The organism is Helicobacter pylori HUP-B14, from assembly GCF_000259235.1.
Taxonomy (GTDB): Bacteria; Campylobacterota; Campylobacteria; order Campylobacterales; family Helicobacteraceae; genus Helicobacter; species Helicobacter pylori_CU.
In genome coordinates this window covers 1,105,283-1,129,433 of record NC_017733.1, presented here as the reverse complement: position 1 = coordinate 1,129,433, position 24,151 = coordinate 1,105,283, and the positions used below count along the sequence as shown (strand labels likewise).

The following is a 24,151-nucleotide window of genomic DNA, read 5'->3' as shown; positions in this document are numbered from 1 at the left end:
AGGAGAAAATATGGGCAATAAAGATCATAGTAAAGGTTCAAGTTGGCATAAATGGGATTTACATGTGCATACGCCATATACAAATTTAAATAAGAAATATAAATGTTCTGAAGAGGAGTTTATACAAAAACTATGCGATAGCAAGATTGATTGTATTGGATTAACGAACTATTTTAAGTTTAATAAGGAAGAATTTGAATTAAAAGAAAAAATAGAAAAAGAGGGCATTAAGGTTTTTTATAATTTAGAAGTTAGGTTGGATTATAAGAATAATAAAAATAAGTTTTTAGATTTCCACATTATTTTTTCAGATGAGATCTTAAGTGATGATATAAAAAGGTTTTTATCAGATATGAAAGCTACTATTGATGGAACTGAGAAAAGACTTGCAGATTTAGAAAAAAATGATTTTAATAAAGCAGTAGTTAATTTTGATCAATTGTTGGAATGTTTAGAGGAAGAGTCTTTAAACTTGAGAGGCAAGTATTTGCTAGGGTTTTTATCAAGAGGGCACGGCAGTATTGAATGTGAGTTTCTTGGAAAAGGTGGTCGCAATGAGACTATCTATCAAAAAATCATTAATAAGTCGCATTTTTTAATCCACTCATCAAATAACCAAGAAAATCTTAAAAAGGATAGAGAATTTTGGCTTAAATGTAACAAATCTCTCTTACAGAGTAGCGATGCCCACGAAGAGGAGCAAATAGGGAAAAGATACACTTGGATAAAGGCTGAAAAAACCTTTGAGAGGTTAAAACAAATTATTTATGAGCCAGAAACAAGAGTGAGCATTGATGAAGAGAAACTTCAAGATCCTTTGTATAAGATAGATTGTGTGGGGTTGCACTTTAATGAAGATGTAAAAATCACCAATGAAAAAGGCGATACTCCTTTTTGTTATGCAGGATTTAATGAAACGCTATTTTTTAGTCCGTATTTTACTTGTGTGATAGGGGGTAGAGGGAGTGGTAAAAGCACTTTGTTGCAATTGATAGCCTCATCAATTAAAGAGGAAAGTTTTGTTAAAGGCTTAAGGCTTGAAACAATTCAAAAGTCTTTAAAAATACAGCCAGACATAGACATAGTGGATAGCGTAGAGTATTTGGCTCAAAATGAAGTGGAAGAATTTGCAACTAATGTTTCAAAATTCACAGAGGCTATTTTTAACAGAATGGATAGCAAGTCAAGTGGAAGACTTAAGGAGTTAGAAAAGCAAATTACAAAAGGCATTGAAAAGTTTGATGAGCAAATTGCATGTTGGCAAGAAAAGACCAAACTAGAAGAACGACTAAAAGAGAGCGAAAAAATAAGAAAGAAATACCAAAGCATTATAGATGCTTTTACAGATAAGAACTATTTGGACAAAAAAGACAAATTGTAAGAAAAACGCAAGGCGTTAATTGATTTAAAACAATCTAAAGAGGGATTTTTGACTTTTATTGAAGAATTAAAACGGGTTGTGAATTTTAATTCAAAAGAAAACATGAAAGAAAAAAATAGCTATGATAAAGTCTATAACCAACTCAAACAAAATATTTGTAAGGAACTTGAAGAAATAGATAAACATATAAAAAATGGGTATTTTAATAGCGAAGACGAGGAAATAAGGACGCTAGAATCAGGACGCGAAGTATTGAGACAAGAGATTGGGGAATTTCTTAAAGAAAAAGGCGTGAGCGATGAGAATATAGGAGATATTAGAAACGCTAATCACCATTTAGGAAACATAGAAATGAACATTGCTGATTTAGAGCGTGAAATAAAAGAGAAGGCTAACAAAATAGAAGGTTTTTCTTATGAAGATATTGATAAAAATATTAAAGAATTTAAAAATCAAATCAATGAGGAATTAAACAAAATCAATTCAGTTTTTGAAGAAATTTCAAAAAATCACAAGGAAGTGAAACCAATTATCATAGAATATCGTTTGAATGAAGATGTTTTTGAAGGGGTTTTTGAGGATTTTGATAAGTTGGTGGATAAGGGTTTTAATATCCAAAGACACCAATCAAAAATCAAGGAATATTTAAAAGAAATTGAATTAAAAAGTGTTATAGGTATGCAACATACAGAATTTACAGAAAAGCTTGATAATCTAATTGAAAATAAAAAAGCGACATTTTATGAAACCATGAAAGATATATTTGATAGAGAAAGTCATTTTCAAATCTATCGGCTTTTCGTTCTCAAACATTTAAGGAATGTTGAAAAATATAAAATTTTTGAAGTCCGTTATGACAAAAGAGCTTTAAATGAAACTTCCTTTGGGCAAAGATGCACTGCTGTATTGGTTGTCCTTTTATCTTTAGGGAATAACCCTATCATCATTGATGAGCCAGAAGCACACTTGGATAGCGCTTTAATCGCTAAATACTTGGTTACTCTAATCAAAGAGCGGAAACAAGAAAGACAAATTATTTTTGCCACCCATAACGCTAATTTTGTTTTGAACGCTGATGCAGAGCTAATTATTCAGTTAAAAAATGAGAATAATAAGATAATCGCGCAATCTTTTACGATTGAGAGCGATGGATATAGAGATGATTTATTGAAATTAGAGGGGGGCGAAGAAGCTTTTAAAAATAGAGAAAGAAAGTATGGTATTACAAAAGATAAAAATTAAGGGTTGGTAACATGCGAATCGTATTTATGGGAACGCCGGGTTTTGCTGGAGTGATCTTAAGGGCGTTGGTTGGAGATAAAGACATAGAAGTGGTGGGGCTATTCACTCAAATAGATAAACCTTTTGGGCGCAAAAAAGAATTGAAAGCCCCAGAGACTAAAACATACATTTTAGAAAATCATTTAAACATCCCCATTTTCCAACCGCAAAGTTTGAAAGAGCCTGAAGTTCAAATTTTAAAAGACTTGAAGCCTGATTTTATCGTGGTGGTGGCTTATGGTAAGATTTTGCCTAAAGAGGTTTTAACCATCGCTCCTTGCATTAATGTGCATGCATCGTTATTGCCCAAATACAGGGGGGCTTCGCCCATTCATGAGATGATACTCAATGACGATAGGATTTATGGCATAAGCACCATGCTTATGGATTTGGAATTGGATAGCGGGGATATTTTAGAAAGCGCTTCTTTTTTGAGAGAGGATTATTTGGATTTAGACGCTTTAAGTTTAAAATTAGCGCATATGGGAGCGGATTTACTTCTTTCAACGCTCAAAAATTTTCATTCCATCACAAGAAAGCATCAAGATCACACGCAAGCTACTTTTTGTAAAAAAATCACCAAAGCCGATGGTTTAGTGGGTTTTAAAGACGCTAAAAGCTTGTTTTTAAAATCGCTTGCGTTTAAGAGTTGGCCAGAAATCTTTTTAGAAAACAGCCTTAAACTTTTAGAAGTGGAGTTGGTGGAGAATGAAAAGAGCCACAAGGAAGGCGAGATTTTAGAAATTGATGAAAAAGGCGTTCTTGTGGGTTGTTTGAAGGGTAGCGTGCGTATAGCAAGGTTGCAAGCGGTGGGTAAAAAGCCCTTGAAAGCGAAGGATTATTTGAATGGCAAGCGTTTGAAAGTAGGCGGTATTTTGGCATGAGAAAATGTGAAAAAAGGGTTTTTGATAGCCTGCCTTCCACGCAAACCTATCTTTTAGAAAAACTTAAAAACGATGCGCTCAAAGCCCCTGTTTTGATTATGGCTAAAAACCAAAGCGCTGGGATAGGCAGTAGGGGGAATATTTGGGAGGGCACAAAAAGCGCTTTGACTTTTTCGCTCGCTTTAAACGCAAGCGATTTGCCTAACGATTTACCCATGCAAGCGAACGCTTTGTATTTGGGGTTTTTATTTAAAGAAGTTTTAAAAGAATTAGGCTCTCAAACCTGGCTTAAATGGCCTAACGACTTGTATTTAGAGGATCAAAAAATAGGGGGCGTGCTGGTTAATGTTTATAAAGACATGCGGGTGTGCGGCATTGGCGTGAATAGGGTTTCAACAAAATGGGCATGTTTAGATATTGGCGCGAGCGATGATTTGATTATAGAGGGCTTTTTAAAAAAAATAGAAGAAAATCTTTTTTGGGGGGAAGTTTTAAGTAAGTATGCGTTAGAATTTCATAGAAGCAACTCTTTTAGCTTCCATAATGATTGGGGCGAAGCGATGAGTTTGAAAGATGCGGAATTGTTAGAAGACGGCCGCATTTGTATTAAAGGTAAGATTTATGATAGGATGTGAGTATGATGAGTGAAATCATTGCAGTGGCTAATCAAAAAGGGGGTGTGGGCAAAACGACAACGGCGGTTAATTTATCGGCTTCTTTAGCGGTGCATGAAAAAAAAATCTTGCTGATTGATTTTGACCCTCAAGCCAACGCCACTTCAAGCTTGGGTTTTAGGCGCGATAAAATTGATTATGATATTTATCATGTGCTGATTGGCCGTAAGCAAATTTCTCAAGTGATCTTAAAAACCCAAATGCCTTTTTTGGATTTAGTGCCTTCTAATTTGGGTTTGGCCGGGTTTGAAAAAACCTTTTATGACAGCCAAGATGAGAACAAACGAGGCGAGCTCATGCTCAAAAACGCATTAGAGAGCGTGGTGGGACTTTATGATTATATCATTATTGATTCCCCGCCAGCTCTTGGGCCTCTCACGATCAATTCGCTTTCAGCAGCCCATTCGGTGATCATTCCTATCCAATGCGAATTTTTTGCCCTTGAAGGCACTAAATTGTTGCTTAACACCATTAGAATGCTGCAAAAAAGCACGAACTCTAAGCTCAAAATCAGAGGTTTTTTACCCACAATGCATGTCCCTCAACTCAATTTGACAAAAGGGGTTTTAGCGGAATTGTTCAAGTATTTTGACTCAGAGTTTTTTAGAGATTCAGCTACAGGAGAGTATATTATGATCCCTAAAAGCGTGAAACTAGCGGAATCGCCTAGCTTTGGTAAGCCCATTTTGCTCTATGATATTAAATCTAATGGCAGTATCGCTTATCAAAAATTAGCTCAAAGTATTCTTCAAGGGTAGCATATGGCAAAAAATAAAGTGTTGGGTAGGGGTTTAGCGGATATTTTCCCTGAGATCAATGAAGTGTATGAGCAAGGGCTGTATGAAAGAGCGAATCGGGTTGTGGAGCTTGGTATTGATGAGGTGATGCCTAATCCTTACCAGCCCAGAAAAATCTTTAGCGAAGATTCTTTAGAAGAATTAGCACAATCCATTAAAGAACATGGTTTGTTGCAACCGGTTTTGGTGGTGAGTGAGAACGGGCGTTACCATTTGATCGCGGGTGAAAGGCGCTTAAGAGCGAGCAAATTAGCTAAAATGCCTACGATTAAGGCGATTGTTGTGGATATTGAGCAAGAGAAAATGCGTGAAGTGGCGTTGATTGAAAATATCCAACGAGAAGATTTAAACCCTTTAGAGTTGGCTAGATCTTATAAAGAATTGCTTGAAAGCTATCAAATGACCCAAGAAGAGCTGTCTAAAATCGTTAAAAAATCCCGAGCCCATGTGGCTAATATCATGCGTTTATTGACGCTCTCTTCTAAGGTTCAAAACGCTCTTTTAGAAGAAAAAATCACTTCAGGGCATGCAAAAGTCTTGGTGGGTTTGGATGAAGAAAAACAAGAATTGATTTTAAATTCCATCATAGGGCAGAAACTCAGCGTGCGCCAGACAGAAGATTTAACGCGTGATTTTAAAATAAACGCAAATTTTGACAATAAAAAACATGGTTTCAAGCAAACCCAAACGCTCATCGCTGAAGATGAATTAGAGCGTTTTAATCAAAGTTTGTGGGATCGTTACAAGCTTAAAGCGGCTTTAAAAGGGAATAAAATCATTTTACGATGTTATAAAAATTCTCTTTTAGAGGCTTTTATGAAAAAAATGATGTCTTAATGCTTAGATATTCTCAATTTTTAAGCGATTTTTTGTTAAGATAGAGTTAATGTTTTTATAACAAATGCGAGTTTCAAATATTTTGTAGGATTTTAGGAAAGAAATAGGTTATGAATATATCGGTTAACCCCTATTTAATGGCGGTCGTTTTTGTGGTGTTTGTGTTATTGTTGTGGGCGATGAATGTTTGGGTGTATAGGCCTTTGTTGGCTTTTATGGATAACAGACAGGCAGAGATAAAGGATAGCTTGGCTAAAATCAAAACGGATAACACCCAAAGCGTGGAGATTGGTCATCAAATTGAGACTCTTCTTAAGGAAGCGGCTGAAAAACGCAGAGAAATAATAGCAGAAGCGATTCAAAAAGCCACAGAGTCCTATGACGCTGTGATCAAGCAAAAAGAGAACGAACTCAATCAAGAGTTTGAAGCGTTTGCAAAGCAATTGCAAAATGAAAAGCAAGCGCTAAAAGAGCAGTTGCAAGCACAAATGCCGGTATTTGAAGACGAGTTAAACAAGCGTGTGGCTATGGGTTTAGGGAGTTGATGAATGTTTGTAGTTAAAATGGTGTTAGGGTTTTTGATCCTTTTAAGCCCTTTGTGCGCTACTGGATTGGATATTTCACAAACAGATATTATAGAGCGTTCTTTAAATTTCCTTTTATTTGCGGGGATTTTGTGGTATTTTTTGGCTAAAAAACTGCGTTCATTTTTACGCTCCAAAAGCCTTGAAATCTCCAAACGCTTAGAAGAAATTCAAGCCCAACTTAAAGTGAGTAAAGAAAATAAGAAAAAACTCCTTAAAGAATTAGAGCAAGCCAAAGAAAAAGCTGAATTAATTATTTCTGATGCGAATAAAGAAGCTTACACGATCACGCAAAAATACGAATTGCAAACCAAAATGGATGTGGAAAATTTGATCAAAAATTCTAAGGCGTTGATGGATTTAGAAGTTAAAAAGATCAAAAGAGAGCTGGTTGAAAGCGTTTTTAAAGATCTAAGAGAGAGCAAAAAAGTCTCTTTCAATGCGCAAGATTGCGTGAATATTTTGAAACAAAGGCTTTAAATGCAAGATTTAAAAGTGATCGCTAAGCATTATGCTAAGGCGTTGAAAAACCACACTAAAAGCGATCTAGCGTTATTGGAAGAAATCGTTGTGGGGCTTAAAAATGTAGCAGAAGCCATAAAGTTACACAAACTCAACCAGGTGTTAGCTCATGTTTCTTTAAAAGTTAAAAAAGAGGTTGTATTTGAAATCTTAGAAAAAATAACTTCTATAAAAGCATGTTCAGTTTTAAAGCCTGTAATGGAAGTGGTGTTAAAAAATAACCGGCTTGACATGTTGGAATTAGTCGCTGAAGAGCTGTCTTTTGATTCTAAAAGGACTTTAGAAGCCACACTTTTAGTCCCAGAAAAGCTTGAAAATAATGAACTAGAAGCCGTGCAACAAAAATTGCAAGCACGTTTTAACGCCCCTGTAGAAATCGCTCAAGACACTTGGTCTAAAAAAGGGGTTTCTTTGAGCGTTTCAAGCCTGGATTTAGAAATAGGCTTTTCTAAAGAAGATATTTTAAAGAAAATAGAAAAACAGGTTATTCAATCTATTTAATCAATCTAAGGAGATAAAGATAATGTCCCAACTAAAATTGGAAGAAATCAGCTCGGTTATTGAAGAAAAAATCAAGAATTTTGAACTTGATTGTGATATGGCTGAAGTAGGAAAAGTCGTTTCATACGCTGATGGTGTGGCTAAGGTTTATGGCTTAAATGGTGTGATGTCGTATGAAGTGCTGGAGTTTGAAACAGGGGATAAAGGCGTTGCGGCTAACTTAGAAGAAGATAGCGTTGGCGTGATTGTGTTTGGTTTTGGCAACAATATTAAAGAGGGGACTGGCGTTAAACGCACGAAGAATTTGATGAAAGTTCCTGTTGGCGATGCGGTTGTAGGGCGTGTGTTGAACGCTTTGGGTGAGCCTATTGATGGCAAGGGCGAGATAGAAACGAATGAGTTTAGCCTAATAGAGCAAAAAGCCCCGGGCATTATGGACAGAAAATCGGTGCATGAGCCTTTACAAACTGGCATTAAAGCTATTGATGCGTTAGTTCCTATTGGGCGCGGGCAAAGGGAATTGATCATTGGGGATAAACAAACCGGTAAAACCACCGTAGCGATCGATGCGATCATTAACCAAAAAGGGCAAAATGTGATCTGTATCTATGTGGCTATTGGGCAAAAAGAATCCACTGTTGCGCAAGTGGTCCGCAAATTAGAAGAATACGGAGCGATGGAATACAGCGTCGTGATCAACGCTTCGGCTTCAGATTCAGCTGCAATGCAATATTTAGCCCCTTATTCAGGTGTAGCTATGGGGGAATACTTTAGAGATCATGCCCGCCATGCCCTAATCATTTATGATGATTTGAGTAAGCATGCTGTCGCTTACAGAGAAATTTCTTTGATTTTGAGAAGACCCCCAGGTAGGGAGGCTTTTCCTGGAGATGTGTTTTATATCCACTCACGGCTTTTAGAAAGAGCGGCTAAACTTTGCGATGAAAAGGGTGCCGGCTCTTTGACCGCACTCCCTATTGTGGAAACTCAAGCGGGCGATGTTTCAGCTTATATCCCTACGAATATCATTTCTATTACAGACGGACAAATTTTCTTAGAAACGGATTTGTTTTATTCAGGGATCCGCCCGGCTATTAATGTGGGCTTGTCGGTTTCAAGGGTTGGAGGGGCCGCTCAAATCAAAGCGACCAAGCAGGTTTCAGGGACTTTGCGCCTGGATTTAGCGCAATACAGAGAGTTGCAAGCCTTCACGCAATTCGCTTCTGATTTAGATGAAGCGAGTAAGAAGCAATTAGAAAGGGGGCAACGCATGGTGGAAGTGCTGAAACAAGCCCCTTATTCGCCCTTGCCTATTGAAAAGCAAGTGGTCATTATTTACGCTGGGGCTAAGGGCTTTTTAGACAGCGTGAGCGTGAAAAAAGTTGTGGATTTTGAAGAGCAACTGCACCCTTTCTTGGAAGCAAAATACCCCCAAGTTTTAGAAGAAATCCACACTAAAAAAGTGCTAGATAAGGATTTAGAAGCCATGCTAAGAAAAGTCTTAGAGGAATTTAAGCTCACTTATAGCGAGTAGGAGACGGCTAGAATATGGCGAATTTAAGAGACATTAGAAAGAAAATTGGAAGCGTTAAAAACACGCAAAAAATCACGCATGCGATGAAACTCGTTTCCACTTCCAAGCTAAGAAAAGCTGAAGAAGTTGCAAGAAATTCCAGAGCGTATGCACTGAAACTAGACGCTGTGTTTGATGATGTGCTATCCAAGATGAAAAATCAAGGGATTGAAGACATTCAAAGCAAGTATTTTAGGGAACTAGAAAGACTTGAAATCAAAAAAGTGGATATTATTTTTATCACAGCCGATAAGGGGCTTTGTGGGGGCTTTAACACCAATACCATTAAAAAAGTTTTAGCATGCACGAATGAATACAAAGAAAAAGACATTAAAGTGCGTTTGCGCGGTATTGGTAAAAAGGGTAATGAGTATTTTAGCTTTAACGGGATAGAGGTTTTAGACAAGATCAATAATTTGAGTTCTACGCCTAATTATGAACGCGCACAGGAATTCATGAAAAAAGTGGTAGAGGATTATTTGAGTGGGAAAACCGATAAGGTGATTATCATTCATAATGGCTTTAAAAACATGATCAGCCAAGAAATAAGAGTGAAAACAATTTTGCCGATTGGGTATAAAATCATCCACCAAAACCCTCAGCCTAATGAGACGCAAGAGACTATTACTAGTGAGCCAAGCGGGAGTGAAGATGAAATTTTAGACTCTTTGGCAGAAAAATATGTGGAGTATAGTTTATACTACGCTTTGATTGATTCTTTAGCTGCAGAGCATAGCGCTAGAATGCAGGCTATGGATACAGCGACGAATAACGCTAAAGATTTGGTTAAAACTTTAACTATTTCTTATAATAAAGCCAGACAAGAGGCGATTACGACCGAGCTAGTAGAAATCAATGCTGGCGTAGAAGCCCTAAAATAAAAATTACATTAAAATAAGGAGCGATGAAAGCGATGGAAGGTAAAATCATTCAGGTTTTAGGCCCGGTGGTAGATGTGGAGTTTGAATCCTATCTGCCGGCGATTTTTGAAGCGTTAGACATTAATTTTGAAGTCAATGGCGTTCAAAAATCTTTAGTTTTAGAGGTGGCAGCCCATTTGGGAGGTAATCGGGTGCGAGCGATTGCTATGGATATGACAGAAGGCTTAGTGCGTAACCAAGTGATCAAAGCTCGTGGCAAAATGATTGAAGTGCCTGTGGGCGAAGAAGTGTTAGGGCGTATTTTTAATGTTGTGGGCGAGAGCATTGACAATTTAGAACCTCTTAAGCCGTCCTTAACTTGGCCCATTCACAGAAAAGCCCCTAGTTTTGAGCAGCAAAGCACTAAAACAGAAATGTTTGAAACCGGTATTAAAGTCATTGACTTGCTTGCGCCTTATTCTAAGGGCGGTAAAGTAGGCTTGTTTGGTGGGGCTGGCGTAGGGAAAACGGTGATCATTATGGAGCTTATCCATAATGTGGCTTACAAACATAACGGGTATTCGGTGTTTGCGGGTGTGGGGGAGCGCACCAGAGAAGGGAACGATCTGTATTTTGAGATGAAAGAAGGGGGCGTTTTAGACAAAGTCGCGCTGTGCTATGGGCAAATGAATGAGCCACCAGGTGCGAGGAATCGCATCGCATTCACCGGCTTGACAATGGCGGAGTATTTTCGTGATGAAAAGGGCTTAGACGTGTTGATGTTCATTGATAACATCTTTAGATACGCTCAAAGCGGTGCGGAAATGAGCGCACTATTAGGCCGTATCCCTTCAGCCGTAGGGTATCAGCCCACGCTAGCTGGGGAAATGGGGAAACTTCAAGAGCGTATCGCTTCCACTAAAAATGGCTCTATCACTTCGGTTCAAGCGGTGTATGTGCCAGCAGACGACTTGACTGACCCAGCCCCTGCTTCGGTGTTTGCGCATTTAGATGCAACTACGGTGTTGAATAGAAAGATCGCTGAAAAAGGGATTTATCCGGCGGTGGATCCTTTAGATTCCACTTCAAGGATTTTAAGCCCTCAAATGATTGGCGAGAAACACTATGAAATCGCCACCGGTATCCAGCAGGTTTTGCAAAAATACAAGGATCTGCAAGACATTATTGCGATTTTGGGCTTAGACGAATTGAGCGAAGAGGATAAAAAAACGGTTGAAAGGGCCAGAAAAATTGAGAAGTTTTTATCCCAGCCGTTCTTTGTGGCTGAAGTGTTTACAGGAAGTCCCGGTAAGTATGTGACTCTCCAAGAGACTTTAGAGGGCTTTGGAGGGATTTTAGAGGGCAAATACGATCATATTCCTGAAAACGCGTTTTACATGGTGGGCAGCATTCAAGAGGTTTTAGAAAAAGCTAAAAACATGAAAAATTCCTAAGGGTTTTGTGATGGCTTTGTTGAAAATTAGTGTGGTAGTTCCTGAGGGGGAAGTTTATACAGGAGAGGTTAAAAGCGTTGTGTTGCCAGGAGTTGAAGGGGAATTTGGGGTGCTTTATGGGCATAGCAACATGATTACTTTGCTTCAGGCGGGAGTGGTTGAGATTGAAACGGAGAATCAAAAAGAGCACATTGCGATCAATTGGGGCTATGCAGAAGTTACTAATGAACGGGTGGATATTTTAGCCGATGGGGCGGTCTTTATTAAAAAAGAATCAGACGACAGAGACGATGCTATCTCTAGGGCTAAAAAGCTTTTAGAGGACGCAAGCTCTGACAGGTTAGCGGTCTCTAGCGTGCTGGCTAAGATTGAGTCTCTTTAAGGGGATAATCATGTTCGATTCAATCGTTTATTTTTTCAATAAGAGCGGGTTTGTTACTACGCTTGTTTTAGTTTGGATTTCGCTTTATTTGGTGATGACTTTATGGGTCTTTTTGTATAAAAGCATTGTGTTAAAGATTGAACTCAGGCGCGAGATGCAATCTTTGTCTAACATTCTTAATGGGGCGCAAGACGCTCCAGAGCATTTCATGTTTAATAAAAAAAGAAATGATGAGACCAAAAGGTATTCTAATGAATTGTTGCAAGCTTGGAAACACCAAGTTCTTAAGCAAAGCACGACAGGTTTAGTGGTGTTGAGCATTATCTCTTCTACAGCCCCCTTTATTGGTTTGTTTGGGACGGTGGTTGAAATTTTAGAAGCGTTTAACAATTTGGGCGCGTTAGGTCAGGCTTCTTTTGGGGTGATTGCACCCATTATTTCTAAGGCTCTTATCGCCACCGCTGCAGGTATTTTAGCGGCCATTCCAGCTTATTCTTTTTACTTGATTTTAAAACGCAAGGTGTATGATTTATCGGTTTATGTGCAGATGCAAGTGGATATTTTGTCTTCTAAAAAATAAAGCTTTAAGGGGATTTTATAAATATCTTAAATAGGGAGTTAGAAGGTTTTTATGAATTATGATAACTATTGGGATGAAGACAAGCCAGAACTCAATATCACGCCTTTAGTGGATGTGATGCTTGTTTTATTGGCTATTCTTATGGTAACGACGCCCACTCTCACTTATAAAGAAGAGATTGCTTTGCCTTCTGGTTCAAAAACTGCTAGAGCCACTCAAGATAAAATGATAGAGATCCGCATGGATAAAGACGCAAAAATCTATATAGATAGTCAAACCTATGAATACAACTCTTTCCCGGATACTTTCAACTTGCTTTCTAAGAAATACGATAAAGATACTAGGGTTAGTATCCGTGCGGACAAACGATTGACTTATGATAAAGTGATTTATTTGTTAAAAACGATTAAAGAAGCGGGTTTTTTAAAAGTTTCTTTAATCACAAGTCCTTAAAAAGTAGGGCTAATTTGCATGAGTAAGAGCGCGATCTTTGTTGTTTCTGGCTTTTTAGCGTTCTTGCTCTATGCTTTGTTATTATATGGTTTGTTGCTAGAAAAGCACAATAAAGAAGCGGAGAAAATCCTTTTAGATTTGGGCAAAAAAAACGAACAAGTCATTGATTTGAATTTAGAAGATTTGCCAAGCGATGAAAAAAAAGATGAAAAAATCGCTGAAAAAGCAGAAGAAAAAAAAGATGAAAAAGTAGTTGAAAAAAATGCAACTGATAAAGAGGGCGATTTTATTGATCCTAAAGAACAAGAAGAAAGCCTTGAAGATATTTTTTCTTCACTCAATGATTTTCAAGAAAAGACAGACACAAACGCCCAAAAAGATGAGCAAAAAAATGAGCAAGAAGAAGAGCAAAGGCGTTTAAAAGAACAGCAACGCTTAAGAAAAAACCAAAAAAATCAAGAGATGTTGAAAGATTTGCAACAGAATTTGGATCAATTCGCACAAAAACTAGAAAGCGTTAAAAACAAAACTTTAGATTTGCAAATCCCTAAACAAGATGGGGTTGATGAAAAGGCTTATCAAGAATGGTACGCTCAAATCTATCAGATTTTATATAAAGGTTGGAAAGGGGTTTTTTATCACAAGGCTTCAGTGAGCGCGCTGATTATGATCACTAAAGATGGGGAGTTTGATTATACCATTCTTAGTTACTCCGATTTTAAGGATTATAACAAGAGTGTGATGACCCTTTTAAATGATTTAAAGAAAGTGGATTTCCCCCCATATCCTGGAGGAAACATGATTTCTATTCAAGTTAATTTCACCACTAAGGAAGAACAATGAGGTATTTATGGCTTTTTTTAATACACACTATAGGGCTTTTTGCAACGGATAAAACGCTAGATATTATTAAAACCATTCAAAAACTTCCTAAGATTGAAGTGCGCTACTCTATAGATAACGATGCCAATTACGCTTTAAAATTGCATGAAGTCTTAGCGAACGATTTAAAGACTAGCCAGCATTTTGATGTTTCTCAAAACAAGGATCAAGGCGCTATCAATTACGCAGAACTCAAGGATAAAAAAGTCCATCTTGTAGCACTTGTGAGCGTGGCGGTAGAAAACGGCAATAAAATCTCACGATTAAAACTTTATGATGTGGATACAGGAACGCTCAAAAAGACTTTTGACTACCCCATTGTAAGTTCCGATCTATACCCTTTTGCAGCGCACAACATGGCCATTGTGGTGAATGATTATTTAAAAGCTCCTTCTATCGCTTGGATGAAGCGCCTTATTGTTTTTTCTAAATACATTGGACCAGGAATCACAAATATCGCACTAGCCGATTACACGATGCGTTATCAAAAAGAAATCATCAAAAATAACCGACTCAATATTTTCCCTAAATGGGCGAACGCTGAGCAAACGGAGTTTTATTACACGCAGTATGGCGAAAGAACGCCCATGATTTTAAAATACAACATTCAAAAAGCCACTCATGAGAATATCGCTAGCTCTCAAGGAATGGCTGTGGTCTCTAGCGTGAGTTCTGATGGCTCTAAAATTTTAATGTCTTTAGCCCCTGATGGCCAACCGGATGTATATCTATATGATACGCATAAAAAAACTAAAACCAAAATAACGCGCTATCCTGGGATAGATGTCTCAGGAGTGTTTTTAGAAGATGACAAGTCTATGGCTTTTGTTTCGGATAGATCCGGTTATCCTAACATCTATATGAAGAAATTGGGGTTAAAAGAGAGCGCGGAGCAACTCCTTTATGAAGGGAGAAGCAATGAATCCATTGACGCTTATAAAGATAGTATTGTGTATGTGAGCCGGGAAAATCTTAATGAATTTGGCAAAACGGTGTTTAATTTGAATTTGATCGCCTTAAATAGCAAATATATCCGCAGACTTACCGTGAATGGCTCTAACCAGATGCCTCGTTTTTCTATGGATGGGAAAAATATCATGTATATCAAAAAGACACCCCAAGAATACGCCATGGGGCTTATTTTGCTAGACTATAATCAGAGTTTTTTATTCCCCTTAAAGAATGTGAAAATACAAGCCTTTGATTGGTAAGGTTAAATTAAGCGAATGTGAGTTAATATTTACACTTATTAAAATTTGATTCTTGGAGAATTTATAATGAAGAGATCTTCTGTATTTAGTTTCTTGGTAGCTTTTTTATTGGTAGCTGGCTGTAGTCATAAAATGGATAATAAGACTGTGGCTGGCGATGTGAGTGCTAAAACGGTTCAGACTGCACCTGTTACTACAGAACCAGCTCCAGAGAAAGAAGAGCCTAAACAAGAGCCAGCTCCAGTGGTTGAAGAAAAACCGGCTGTTGAGAGCGGGACTATCATCGCTTCTATTTATTTTGATTTTGACAAGTATGAGATCAAAGAATCCGATCAAGAGACTTTGGATGAAATCGTGCAAAAAGCTAAAGAAAACCACATGCAAGTGCTTTTGGAAGGCAATACCGATGAATTTGGCTCTAGCGAATACAACCAAGCGCTTGGCGTTAAAAGGACTTTGAGCGTGAAAAACGCTTTAGTCATTAAGGGGGTAGAAAAAGATATGATCAAAACCATCAGTTTTGGTGAAACCAAACCCAAATGCGCCCAAAAAACTAGAGAGTGTTATAAAGAAAACAGAAGAGTGGATGTCAAATTAGTGAAGTAATTCTAGGATGAAAAGGCTTTTTTTTATCCCTTTTATCGCTCCCTTTTTTCTCAATGGGGAGCCTTCAGCGTTTGATTTGCAAAGCGGAGCGACCAAAAAAGAACTCAAGCAGTTGCAAATCAATAGTAAGAATTTTTCTAATATTTTGACCAAAATCCATTCGCAAGTGGAGGCTAACACTCAAGCTCAAGAGGGTTTGAGAAGCGTTTATGAGGGGCAGGCTAATAAGATTAAAGATCTCAATAACGCTATCCTTTCCCAAGAAGAATCCTTGCGAGCCTTAAAAGCCTCTCAAGAAGTGCAGGCTAACACATTAAAGCAGCAATCGCAAACTTTAGAGGATTTGAGGAATGAGATCCACGCTAACCAGCAAGCTATCCAGCAGTTAGACAAGCAAAATAAAGAGATGAGTGAATTATTGACCAAGTTAAGCCAGGATTTGGTTTCACAAATCGCCTTAATCCAAAAAGCCCTAAAAGAACAAGAGGAAAAAGCTGAAAAGCCGCTCAAACCAAGCGTTCCGGCCAATAAAAACCCTTCTTTAAAAGCCGAAGCCCCAAAAAATCAAGAGAAAAAAACCCAAGAAAAGGCGAAAGTGGAGTTTGATAAAGATCTGTCCAAGCAAAAAGAGATCTTTCAAGAAGCTCTGTCTTTTTTTAAAAACAAATCCTATGCAGAAGCTAAAGAGCGTTTGTTGTGGTTAGAAGCCAATAGTTACAGACTTTATTATGTGCGTTATGTTCTTGGAGAAGTGGCTTATGGAGAGAAAAAGTATAGAGAAGCGATCAAGTATTACAAAGAGAGCGCTCTTTTAAATAAAAAAGCGTCTTACATGCCTGTGCTTTTGTGGCATACGGCATGGTCGTTTAAAAAAATCAAAGACGATCAAAACTATTATAAATTTTTAAACACTTTGCAACACTTGTATCCTTCAAGCGAACAAGTTAAAATGGCACAAAAAATCTTAGAAAACAAGGAGAAACACCACCATGCAAAACCATGATTTAGAATCAATCAAGCAAGCCGCTTTGATTGAATATGAAGTGAGAGAACAAGGCTCTAGCGAAGTGCTAGATAGTAATATTTCTAAAGAGCCTTTAGAGTTTATCATAGGCGCTAATCAAATCATAGTAGGGTTAGAAAAAGCGGTATTAAAGGCTCAAATTGGCGAGTGGGAAGAGGTTGTCATCGCCCCAGAGGAAGCTTATGGGGTTTATGAAAGCAGCTATTTGCAAGAAGTTCCTAGAGATCAATTTGAAGGCATTGAATTAGAAAAAGGCATGAGCGTTTTTGGGCAAACTGAAGACAACCAAACCATTCAAGCCACTATCAAAGACTTTAGCAACACGCATGTGATGGTGGATTATAACCACCCGTTAGCCGGGAAAACTTTAGCGTTTCGTTTCAAGGTTTTAGGTTTTAGGGAAGTGAGCGAAGAAGAAATTTTAGCTTCACACCACAGCGGTGGGACAGGTTGCTGTGGCGGTCATGGGGGTCATGGCGGAAAGAAAGGTGGGGGTTGTGGTTGCTCATGTTCGCATGGGTAGTAAGGTATAGGAGTCTTTAAAAGGCAAGGTCATGAATAGTTCTAACCTCAAAAATTGGCTATTCCCTACCATTTGCTTTTTTTTATTTTGTTATATTTTAATTTTTTTAATGTTTTTTATGTTTAAAAGTTTGCAATCGCAATCTTTTGGCTCTGTGGCAGAAACCGGAAAAAAACCCATCACAACCACCAAGAAATTTGGTAAGGAATTGCAAAAACAGATTTCAAAAATCCATTAACTTTTTTTCTTTTTTGCCGATACTTGCTGTGATGGAATGAATATCAAATTAAAGGATTTTACAATGATTAATGCCGTTTCTTCTCTTGCTCCGGTGCAGTCTTTGGGGAATTATAAGCGTGTGGAAAAGAATGAAAAAGTTGAAAACAATGAGGCCGCTCTTGATAGGGTAGCTGAGATCAAGAAAGCGATTGAAAATAACCAGTATAAAATCAACTTGCATGAGACTTCTCACAAAATGGCACAGGATTTATTGGGGATAAGCTAGGGGGTTTAAGGGCTTCATTTCTAGGGGGGTTATTCTCGCTGTCGTTTTGTTTTTCATTGAAGTTTAGTTTTTTTGTATTTTGAAATGCGTTTGTTGCTTTCTTAAATAGGGCATGTTTTTTTGTGTGTTAGGAATGATTGATTGGGAATTTTAACTTTTATGGATTTTTGTTCTGGTATTGGTGGAGGCCGTTTGGGCTTGGAGCGATGCCATTTAAAATGCGTAGGGCATGCCGAAATCAATCATGAAGCCCTTAGAACTTATGAATTATTTTTTAAAGATACCCATAATTTTGGGGATTTGATGCGAATCAATCCTAATGATTTACCCGATTTTGATGCGCTCATTAGTGGGTTTCCTTGTCAAGCTTTTTCTATCAATGGCAAAAGGAAGGGGCTTGAAGATGAAAGAGGGACTATTATTTATGGGATTATTCGTATCTTAAAAGTCAAACAGCCCAAATGTTTCTTGCTTGAAAATGTTAAGGGCTTGATCCATCATAAGCAACAAGAAACTTTTAAAACCATTATCAAAGCCTTGCAAGAAGCGGGCTATACAACTTATTATCAAATTTTAAACAGCGCTGATTTCCAATTAGCCCAAAACAGAGAACGCCTTTATATTGTAGGGTTTAGGAAGGATTTAAAACATCATTTTGTCTTTCCTTTAGGTTTAGCCAATGATTATTGTTTTAAGGATTTTTTAGACGCTGATAATGAATGCTATTTGGATGTGAGTAACGCTACTTTCCAAAGATACTTGCACAACCCATACAACCATAACCGGGTTTCTTTAGAGAATATTTTAACTTTAGAAAACACTGTTTTAGACACAAGACAATCTGATTTAAGGTTGTATTTTAATGTTTTTCCTACTTTAAGGACTTCTCGGCATGGCTTGTTTTATGCCCAAAAAGGCAAAATCAAAAGATTAAACGCTATTGAAAGCCTGCTTTTACAAGGATTTCCTAGAGATTTGATCGCTAAGATTAAAGACAACCCTAACTTTAAAGAAAGCCATTTGTTATCCCAAGCGGGGAATGCGATGAGCGTGAATGTGATTGCCACTATCGCTAAGCAAATGTTAAAGGCGATCTAATAAGGGAGTTTTAAGGGGAAAATGATTTCAAAACACCCCCTATCCCCTTAAGAAATTGAGTTTTACAACAAACTGAAAAATCCAAAATAAAACGGCATAGTATTTGCTTGAATATGGTTGAAATAAGAGCTAAAGGATTTGTTATGGTCGTTTTACATTCTCATTTAGAAAACGCGCTAAACCAATTGAAAGAATTGATTGATTTAACCGAGCGCGATATAAGAGACATTAAGCTCGCTAAACACACCGAAATTTTTGAAAGAAACCATCAAAAACAGCTAGCGATTCAAGCTTTTGAAAAAGAAAAAGCGAATATAGATGCGCAAATGTTGTCTTTAAAAAATCAATTCCCTAATAAAGAAATGAGTGAGTTATTAGACGAAAAAACGAGCGATTTTTTAAACCAAATGCGAGAGTCCTTGTTTGTTTTGAAAGAAAAAAACTTGATTTATTCGCGCATGGCGTTTGCGGTTTCTGAGTTTTATTCTTCGCTCATCCAACAAATCATTCCCCATGACACCTGCGATTATAAAGGCTCTAGGCATGTGGGGAGTCATTTTTTAAGAGTGCAGGCGTAAAATGGGCGGGATTTTATCTTCACTCAACACTTCTTACACCGGCTTGCAAGCCCATCAGAGCATGGTGGATGTTACCGGGAATAATATTTCTAACGCTAGCGATGAATTTTATAGCCGTCAGCGCGTGATCGCAAAGCCTCAAGCGGCTTACATGTATGGCACTAAAAATGTGAATATGGGCGTGGATGTAGAAGCCATTGAAAGGGTGCATGATGAGTTTGTTTTTGCTCGTTACACGAAGGCTAATTACGAAAACACTTATTACGATACAGAGTTTTCGCATTTAAAAGAAGCGAGCGCGTATTTTCCGGACATTGATGAAGCGAGCCTTTTTACGGATTTGCAAGATTATTTTAACTCATGGAAAGAATTGTCTAAAAACGCCAAAGACTCCGCTCAAAAACAGGCTCTCGCTCAAAAAACAGAAGCTTTAACGCACAACATTAAAGACACCAGAGAGAGGTTAACGACCTTACAGCACAAGGCGAGCGAAGAATTAAAAAGCGTCATTAAAGAAGTCAATAGCTTGGGTTCTCAAATCGCTGAGATCAACAAACGCATTAAAGAAGTGGAAAACAACAAGAGCTTAAAGCATGCGAATGAATTAAGGGATAAGCGAGATGAATTAGAGTTTCATTTGCGAGAGCTTTTGGGGGGGAATGTTTTTAAAAGCAGCATTAAGACTCATTCGCTCACCGATAAAGACTCAGCGGATTTTGATGAGAGCTATAACCTTAATATCGGGCATGGATTCAATATCATTGATGGTTCTATTTTCCATCCTTTAGTGGTTAAAGAATCCGAAAATAAAGGGGGTTTGAATCAAATCTATTTTCAAAGCGATGATTTTAAGCTCACTAATATTACCGATAAGCTCAATCAAGGGAAAGTGGGGGCGTTATTGAATGTGTATAATGACGGCTCTAACGGGACTTTAAAGGGCAAGTTGCAAGATTATATTGATTTGTTGGATTCTTTTGCTAGGGGCTTGATAGAATCCACGAATGCGATTTACGCTCAAAGCGCGAGTCATCATATTGAAGGCGAACCTGTGGAGTTTAACAGCGATGAAGCCTTTAAAGACACTAATTATAATATCAAAAACGGCTCGTTTGATTTAATCGCTTACAACACCGATGGTAAAGAAATCGCCAGGAAAACCATTGCTATCACGCCCATTACAACCATGAACGACATTATCCAAGCCATTAACGCTAACACCGATGACAATCAAGACAATAACACCGAAAACGATTTTGATGATTATTTCACAGCGAGCTTTAACAATGAGACTAAAAAGTTTGTTATCCAGCCTAAAAACGCTTCGCAAGGGTTGTTTGTCTCCATGAAAGATGATGGCACGAATTTTATGGGGGCGTTAAAACTCAACCCCTTTTTTCAAGGCGATGACGCTTCTAATATCAGCTTGAATAAAGAATACAAAAAAGAGCCTACCACTATCCGCCCATGGCTTGCTCCCATTAACGGGAATTTTGATGTGGCGAACATGATGCAGCAATTGCAATACGACAGCGTGGATTTTTATAACGACAAGTTTGACATCAAACCAATGAAAATCAGCGAGTTTTATCAATTTTTAACCGGTAAAATCAACACGGACGCTGAAAAATCAGGGCGTATCTTGGACACTAAAAAGAGCATGTTAGAAACCATTAAAAAAGAGCAACTCTCTATTTCGCAAGTGAGCGTGGATGAAGAAATGCTGAATCTAATCAAATTTCAAAGCGGTTATGCCGCTAACGCTAAAGTCATTACCGCTATTGATCGGATGATAGACACTTTATTGGGGATTAAACAATAAGTTTTCTACCCATAGCGTTTTTATCAAACAAGCCTTATGTAACTTATTTTTTAAACTCTATTTATTTTAAAACTCATTAACGATAGTGCTTAATAGCCATTATAAGCTATAAGCGAGAGGGTGTTTTGTAAAGCTTGTGTTATAATAACAACGAAATTTTAAGCGTAACTGATTGAAAGGAAAACAGATGAGACGGAGTTTTTTAAAGACGATTGGCTTGGGCGTGATAGCACTCTCTTTGGGTTTGTTAAGCCCTTTGAGCACAGCGAGTTACCCGCCCATTAAAAACACTAAAGTGGGGTTAGCCCTTTCTAGCCACCCGCTAGCCACTGAAATTGGGCAAAAGGTTTTAGAAGATGGGGGTAATGCGATTGATGCGGCGGTAGCGATAGGTTTTGCTCTAGCGGTCGTCCATCCTGCAGCAGGCAATATTGGTGGTGGGGGTTTTGCGGTTATCCATTTAGCTAATGGTGAAAATGTTGCCTTAGATTTTAGAGAAAAAGCCCCCTTAAAAGCCACTAAAAACATGTTTTTAGACAAGCAAGGCAATGTAGTCCCTAAACTCAGCGAAGATGGCTATTTGGCGGCTGGGGTTCCTGGAACGGTGGCGGGCATGGAAGCGATGTTGAAAAAATACGGCACTAAAAAACTATCGCAACTCATTGATCCTGCCATTAAATTGGCTGAAAATGGTTATGCGATTTCACAAAGACAAGCAGAAACCTTAAAAGAAGCAAGGGAGCGGTTTTTAAAATACAGTTCTAGCAAAAAGTATTTTTTTAAAAAAGGGCATCTTGATTATCAAGAAGGGGATTTGTTTGTCCAAAAAGATCTAGCCAAGACTTTGAATCAAATCAAAACGCTAGGCGCTAAAGGTTTTTATCAAGGGCAAGTCGCTGAGCTTATTGAGAAAGATATGAAAAAAAATGGAGGGATTATCACTAAAGAAGATTTAGCCAGTTACAATGTGAAATGGCGCAAACCCGTGGTAGGGAGTTATCGTGGGTATAAGATCATTTCTATGTCGCCACCAAGTTCGGGAGGTACGCATTTGATCCAGATTTTAAATGTCATGGAGAATGCGGATTTAAGCGCTCTTGGGTATGGGGCTTCTAAGAATATCCATATCGCTGCAGAAGCGATGCGCCAGGCTTATGCGGACCGATCGGTTTATATGGGAGACGCTGATTTTGTTTCAGTGCCGGTGGATAAATTGATTAATAAAGCGTATGCCAAAAAGATTTTTGACGCTATCCAGCCAGATACGGTCACGCCAAGCTCTCAAATCAAGCCAGGAATGGGGCAGTTGCATGAGGGGAGCAACACCACGCATTATTCTGTAGCGGACAGGTGGGGGAATGCAGTCAGCGTTACTTACACCATTAACGCTTCTTATGGGAGCGCTGCTAGTATTGATGGGGCAGGATTTTTATTGAACAATGAAATGGATGATTTTTCCATCAAGCCAGGGAATCCCAATCTCTATGGTTTAGTAGGGGGCGATGCGAATGCGATTGAAGCCAATAAACGCCCTTTAAGCTCCATGTCGCCTACGATCGTGTTGAAAAACAATAAGGTTTTCTTGGTGGTGGGAAGCCCTGGAGGGTCTAGGATTATCACTACGGTGTTGCAAGTGATTTCTAATGTCATTGATTATAATATGAATGTTTCTGAAGCGGTCTCAGCCCCTAGATTCCACATGCAATGGCTCCCTGATGAATTAAGGATTGAAAAGTTTGGCATGCCCGCTGATGTGAAAGATAACCTCACTAAAATGGGCTATCAAATCGTTACCAAGCCGGTCATGGGCGATGTGAATGCGATCCAAGTTTTGCCTAAAACTAAAGGGAGCGTTTTCTATGGGGCAACGGATCCAAGGAAAGAATTTTAATCCTATTTAGCCTTATTGTTTTGGGAGGGGGGACTTTTTTAGCGAGAAAATCTTAAATTTAGTTTTAAAATTCATAAAAATAGTGTAAAATTTCTCATTACAAGAGACGATATTAGATCTAAATATGGTATATGCAGAATGGAGTTTGAGAATGTTTGCTGGTTTTAGAACGCATGCAGTTTCTTTTTTAAGATTGGTAGCCATTCACATTATGTTTGATCTTATTAAAGCAGAGGAGTAACAATGGGATACGCAAGCAAATTAGCCTTGAAGATTTGTTTGGCAAGTTTATGTTTATTTAGTGTTCTTGGTGCAGAACACCTTGAACAAAAAAGGAGTTATATTTATAAAGGGGAGGAAGCCTATAATAATAAGGAATATGAGCGGGCGGCTTCTTTTTATAAGAGTGCTATTAAAAATGGCGAACCGCTTGCTTATGTTCTTTTAGGGATCATGTATGAAAATGGTAGGGGTGTGCCTAAAGATTACAAGAAAGCGGCTGAATATTTTCAAAAAGCGGTTGATAACGATATGCCTAGAGGGTATAACAATTTAGGCGTGATGTATAAAGAGGGTAGGGGCGTGCCTAAAGATGAAAAAAAAGCCGTGGAGTATTTTAGAATAGCTACAGAGAAGGGCTATACTAACGCTTATATCAACTTAGGCATCATGTATATGGAGGGTAGGGGCGTTCCAAGCAACTATGTGAAAGCGACAGAGTGCTTTAGAAAAGCGATGCATAAGGGTAATGTAGAAGCTTATATCCTTTTAGGGGATATTTATTATAGTGGGAATGATCAATTGGGTATTGAGCCAGACAAAGATAAGGCGATTGTCTATTATAAAATGGCGGCTGACATGAGTTCTTCTAGAGCTTATGAAGGGTTGTCAGAGTCTTATCGGTATGGGTTAGGCGTGGAAAAAGATAAGCAAAAGGCTGAAGAATACATGCAAAAAGCATGCGATTTTGACATTGATAAAAATTGTAAGAAAAAGAACACTTCAAGCCGATAACTCTCAAACTTGGGCTTGATTCAAGGATTTTTGTTTTATTTTAAGTAGCATGCGTTTTTGAACAATTGATTTGAAGCGATAGATTAAAGACATTGCATTTTCATGGCTAAGTGGCTTCCTACCAAAAACTTTAGCCAAAAAATATTGTTTGCTATAACCTTGCTCTGTTTTTGCCTTAAATACTCCCCCAATCTTAACAAACCCCCTAAATTTACAAACTCCAAACAATAGCGA

Annotated in this window: 26 protein-coding genes and 1 pseudogene; 26 read left to right on the top strand and 1 reads right to left on the bottom strand. The window is 38.1% G+C overall.

What is annotated here, in order from left to right:
• The first annotated feature begins 10 nt into the window (after window positions 1–10).
• The 26 genes and pseudogenes from HPB14_RS08180 (at window position 11) to HPB14_RS05270 (ending at window position 23,917) form a co-directional block, all read left to right on the top strand.
• A pseudogene (locus HPB14_RS08180) lies at window positions 11–2,623 on the top strand (TrlF family AAA-like ATPase).
• A gap of 11 nt (window positions 2,624–2,634) precedes the next feature.
• Window positions 2,635–3,546, top strand: coding sequence for a methionyl-tRNA formyltransferase (gene fmt, locus HPB14_RS05390; RefSeq protein WP_001223531.1), 912 nt, complete (start codon window positions 2,635–2,637; stop codon window positions 3,544–3,546).
• Entirely contained in the window at window positions 3,543–4,181 is a 639-nt protein-coding gene (locus HPB14_RS05385) for a biotin--[acetyl-CoA-carboxylase] ligase (protein WP_001224127.1), read from the top strand. The genes fmt and HPB14_RS05385 overlap by 4 nt, the downstream gene beginning before the upstream one ends.
• A gap of 5 nt (window positions 4,182–4,186) precedes the next feature.
• On the top strand, window positions 4,187–4,978 hold the full coding sequence (gene soj / locus HPB14_RS05380; protein ID WP_014658510.1) for a chromosome partitioning ATPase Soj: 792 nt from the start codon (window positions 4,187–4,189) through the stop codon (window positions 4,976–4,978).
• A 3-nt stretch (window positions 4,979–4,981) separates the two neighbouring features.
• Window positions 4,982–5,854, top strand: coding sequence for a ParB/RepB/Spo0J family partition protein (locus HPB14_RS05375; RefSeq protein ID WP_001107354.1), 873 nt, complete (start codon window positions 4,982–4,984; stop codon window positions 5,852–5,854).
• 110 nt (window positions 5,855–5,964) lie between these two features.
• Window positions 5,965–6,399 (top strand): FoF1 ATP synthase subunit B', encoded by a 435-nt coding sequence (locus tag HPB14_RS05370; RefSeq protein ID WP_001027619.1) that lies wholly within the window; start codon window positions 5,965–5,967, stop codon window positions 6,397–6,399.
• Window positions 6,400–6,402: 3 nt separating this feature from the next.
• Window positions 6,403–6,918, top strand: coding sequence for a F0F1 ATP synthase subunit B (locus tag HPB14_RS05365; RefSeq protein WP_000498432.1), 516 nt, complete (start codon window positions 6,403–6,405; stop codon window positions 6,916–6,918).
• Window positions 6,919–7,461 (top strand): F0F1 ATP synthase subunit delta, encoded by a 543-nt coding sequence (locus HPB14_RS05360; RefSeq protein ID WP_001153184.1) that lies wholly within the window; start codon window positions 6,919–6,921, stop codon window positions 7,459–7,461.
• A 22-nt stretch (window positions 7,462–7,483) separates the two neighbouring features.
• Window positions 7,484–8,995, top strand: a complete 1,512-nt coding sequence (gene atpA / locus HPB14_RS05355; RefSeq protein ID WP_000080477.1) for a F0F1 ATP synthase subunit alpha — start codon at window positions 7,484–7,486, stop codon at window positions 8,993–8,995.
• A 14-nt stretch (window positions 8,996–9,009) separates the two neighbouring features.
• A complete protein-coding gene (atpG, locus tag HPB14_RS05350; RefSeq protein WP_000002195.1) occupies window positions 9,010–9,915 on the top strand; it encodes an ATP synthase F1 subunit gamma in 906 nt (301 codons plus the stop codon).
• A 32-nt stretch (window positions 9,916–9,947) separates the two neighbouring features.
• The gene (gene atpD / locus HPB14_RS05345) at window positions 9,948–11,348 is read left to right on the top strand and encodes a F0F1 ATP synthase subunit beta (protein WP_014658509.1); all 1,401 of its coding nucleotides are present in this window, start codon (window positions 9,948–9,950) and stop codon (window positions 11,346–11,348) included.
• A gap of 10 nt (window positions 11,349–11,358) precedes the next feature.
• Window positions 11,359–11,730, top strand: a complete 372-nt coding sequence (atpC, locus tag HPB14_RS05340; protein WP_001196331.1) for an ATP synthase F1 subunit epsilon — start codon at window positions 11,359–11,361, stop codon at window positions 11,728–11,730.
• 10 nt (window positions 11,731–11,740) lie between these two features.
• Window positions 11,741–12,310 (top strand): MotA/TolQ/ExbB proton channel family protein, encoded by a 570-nt coding sequence (locus HPB14_RS05335; protein ID WP_000460425.1) that lies wholly within the window; start codon window positions 11,741–11,743, stop codon window positions 12,308–12,310.
• 51 nt (window positions 12,311–12,361) lie between these two features.
• Entirely contained in the window at window positions 12,362–12,763 is a 402-nt protein-coding gene (locus tag HPB14_RS05330) for an ExbD/TolR family protein (protein WP_001105106.1), read from the top strand.
• An 18-nt stretch (window positions 12,764–12,781) separates the two neighbouring features.
• Entirely contained in the window at window positions 12,782–13,606 is an 825-nt protein-coding gene (locus tag HPB14_RS05325) for an energy transducer TonB (RefSeq protein ID WP_000045034.1), read from the top strand.
• Entirely contained in the window at window positions 13,603–14,856 is a 1,254-nt protein-coding gene (gene tolB / locus HPB14_RS05320) for a Tol-Pal system protein TolB (RefSeq protein ID WP_001269996.1), read from the top strand. The genes HPB14_RS05325 and tolB overlap by 4 nt, the downstream gene beginning before the upstream one ends.
• 66 nt (window positions 14,857–14,922) lie before the next feature.
• The gene (locus HPB14_RS05315; protein ID WP_000831157.1) at window positions 14,923–15,462 is read left to right on the top strand and encodes an outer membrane protein Omp18; all 540 of its coding nucleotides are present in this window, start codon (window positions 14,923–14,925) and stop codon (window positions 15,460–15,462) included.
• Between the two features lie 7 nt (window positions 15,463–15,469).
• Window positions 15,470–16,465, top strand: coding sequence for a hypothetical protein (locus HPB14_RS05310; protein WP_000825109.1), 996 nt, complete (start codon window positions 15,470–15,472; stop codon window positions 16,463–16,465).
• Complete coding sequence (locus tag HPB14_RS05305) at window positions 16,452–17,009, top strand: FKBP-type peptidyl-prolyl cis-trans isomerase (RefSeq protein WP_001179299.1); 558 nt, start codon at window positions 16,452–16,454, stop codon at window positions 17,007–17,009. Before HPB14_RS05310 ends, HPB14_RS05305 begins: the two co-directional genes overlap by 14 nt.
• 31 nt (window positions 17,010–17,040) lie before the next feature.
• The gene (locus HPB14_RS05300; RefSeq protein ID WP_001088955.1) at window positions 17,041–17,247 is read left to right on the top strand and encodes a hypothetical protein; all 207 of its coding nucleotides are present in this window, start codon (window positions 17,041–17,043) and stop codon (window positions 17,245–17,247) included.
• A 63-nt stretch (window positions 17,248–17,310) separates the two neighbouring features.
• On the top strand, window positions 17,311–17,514 hold the full coding sequence (locus HPB14_RS05295) for a flagellar biosynthesis anti-sigma factor FlgM (protein ID WP_001864146.1): 204 nt from the start codon (window positions 17,311–17,313) through the stop codon (window positions 17,512–17,514).
• Between the two features lie 159 nt (window positions 17,515–17,673).
• The gene (dcm, locus tag HPB14_RS05290) at window positions 17,674–18,612 is read left to right on the top strand and encodes a DNA cytosine methyltransferase (protein WP_014658508.1); all 939 of its coding nucleotides are present in this window, start codon (window positions 17,674–17,676) and stop codon (window positions 18,610–18,612) included.
• A gap of 143 nt (window positions 18,613–18,755) precedes the next feature.
• Window positions 18,756–19,190, top strand: a complete 435-nt coding sequence (locus HPB14_RS05285; RefSeq protein ID WP_000260924.1) for a hypothetical protein — start codon at window positions 18,756–18,758, stop codon at window positions 19,188–19,190.
• A 1-nt stretch (window position 19,191) separates the two neighbouring features.
• Window positions 19,192–21,012 carry a flagellar hook-associated protein FlgK gene (gene flgK / locus HPB14_RS05280; RefSeq protein ID WP_000508875.1) on the top strand — a complete coding sequence of 607 codons (1,821 nt, stop codon included), beginning with the start codon at window positions 19,192–19,194 and terminating at the stop codon, window positions 21,010–21,012.
• 187 nt (window positions 21,013–21,199) lie between these two features.
• On the top strand, window positions 21,200–22,903 hold the full coding sequence (gene ggt, locus HPB14_RS05275; RefSeq protein ID WP_001254573.1) for a gamma-glutamyltransferase: 1,704 nt from the start codon (window positions 21,200–21,202) through the stop codon (window positions 22,901–22,903).
• Between the two features lie 243 nt (window positions 22,904–23,146).
• A complete protein-coding gene (locus HPB14_RS05270) occupies window positions 23,147–23,917 on the top strand; it encodes an HP1117 family Sel1-like repeat protein (RefSeq protein WP_000540132.1) in 771 nt (256 codons plus the stop codon).
• A gap of 3 nt (window positions 23,918–23,920) precedes the next feature.
• Here HPB14_RS05270 and HPB14_RS08290 read toward each other — a convergent pair whose 3' ends face one another.
• Entirely contained in the window at window positions 23,921–24,145 is a 225-nt protein-coding gene (locus HPB14_RS08290) for a hypothetical protein (RefSeq protein ID WP_000468125.1), read from the bottom strand.
• Window positions 24,146–24,151 lie beyond the last annotated feature (6 nt).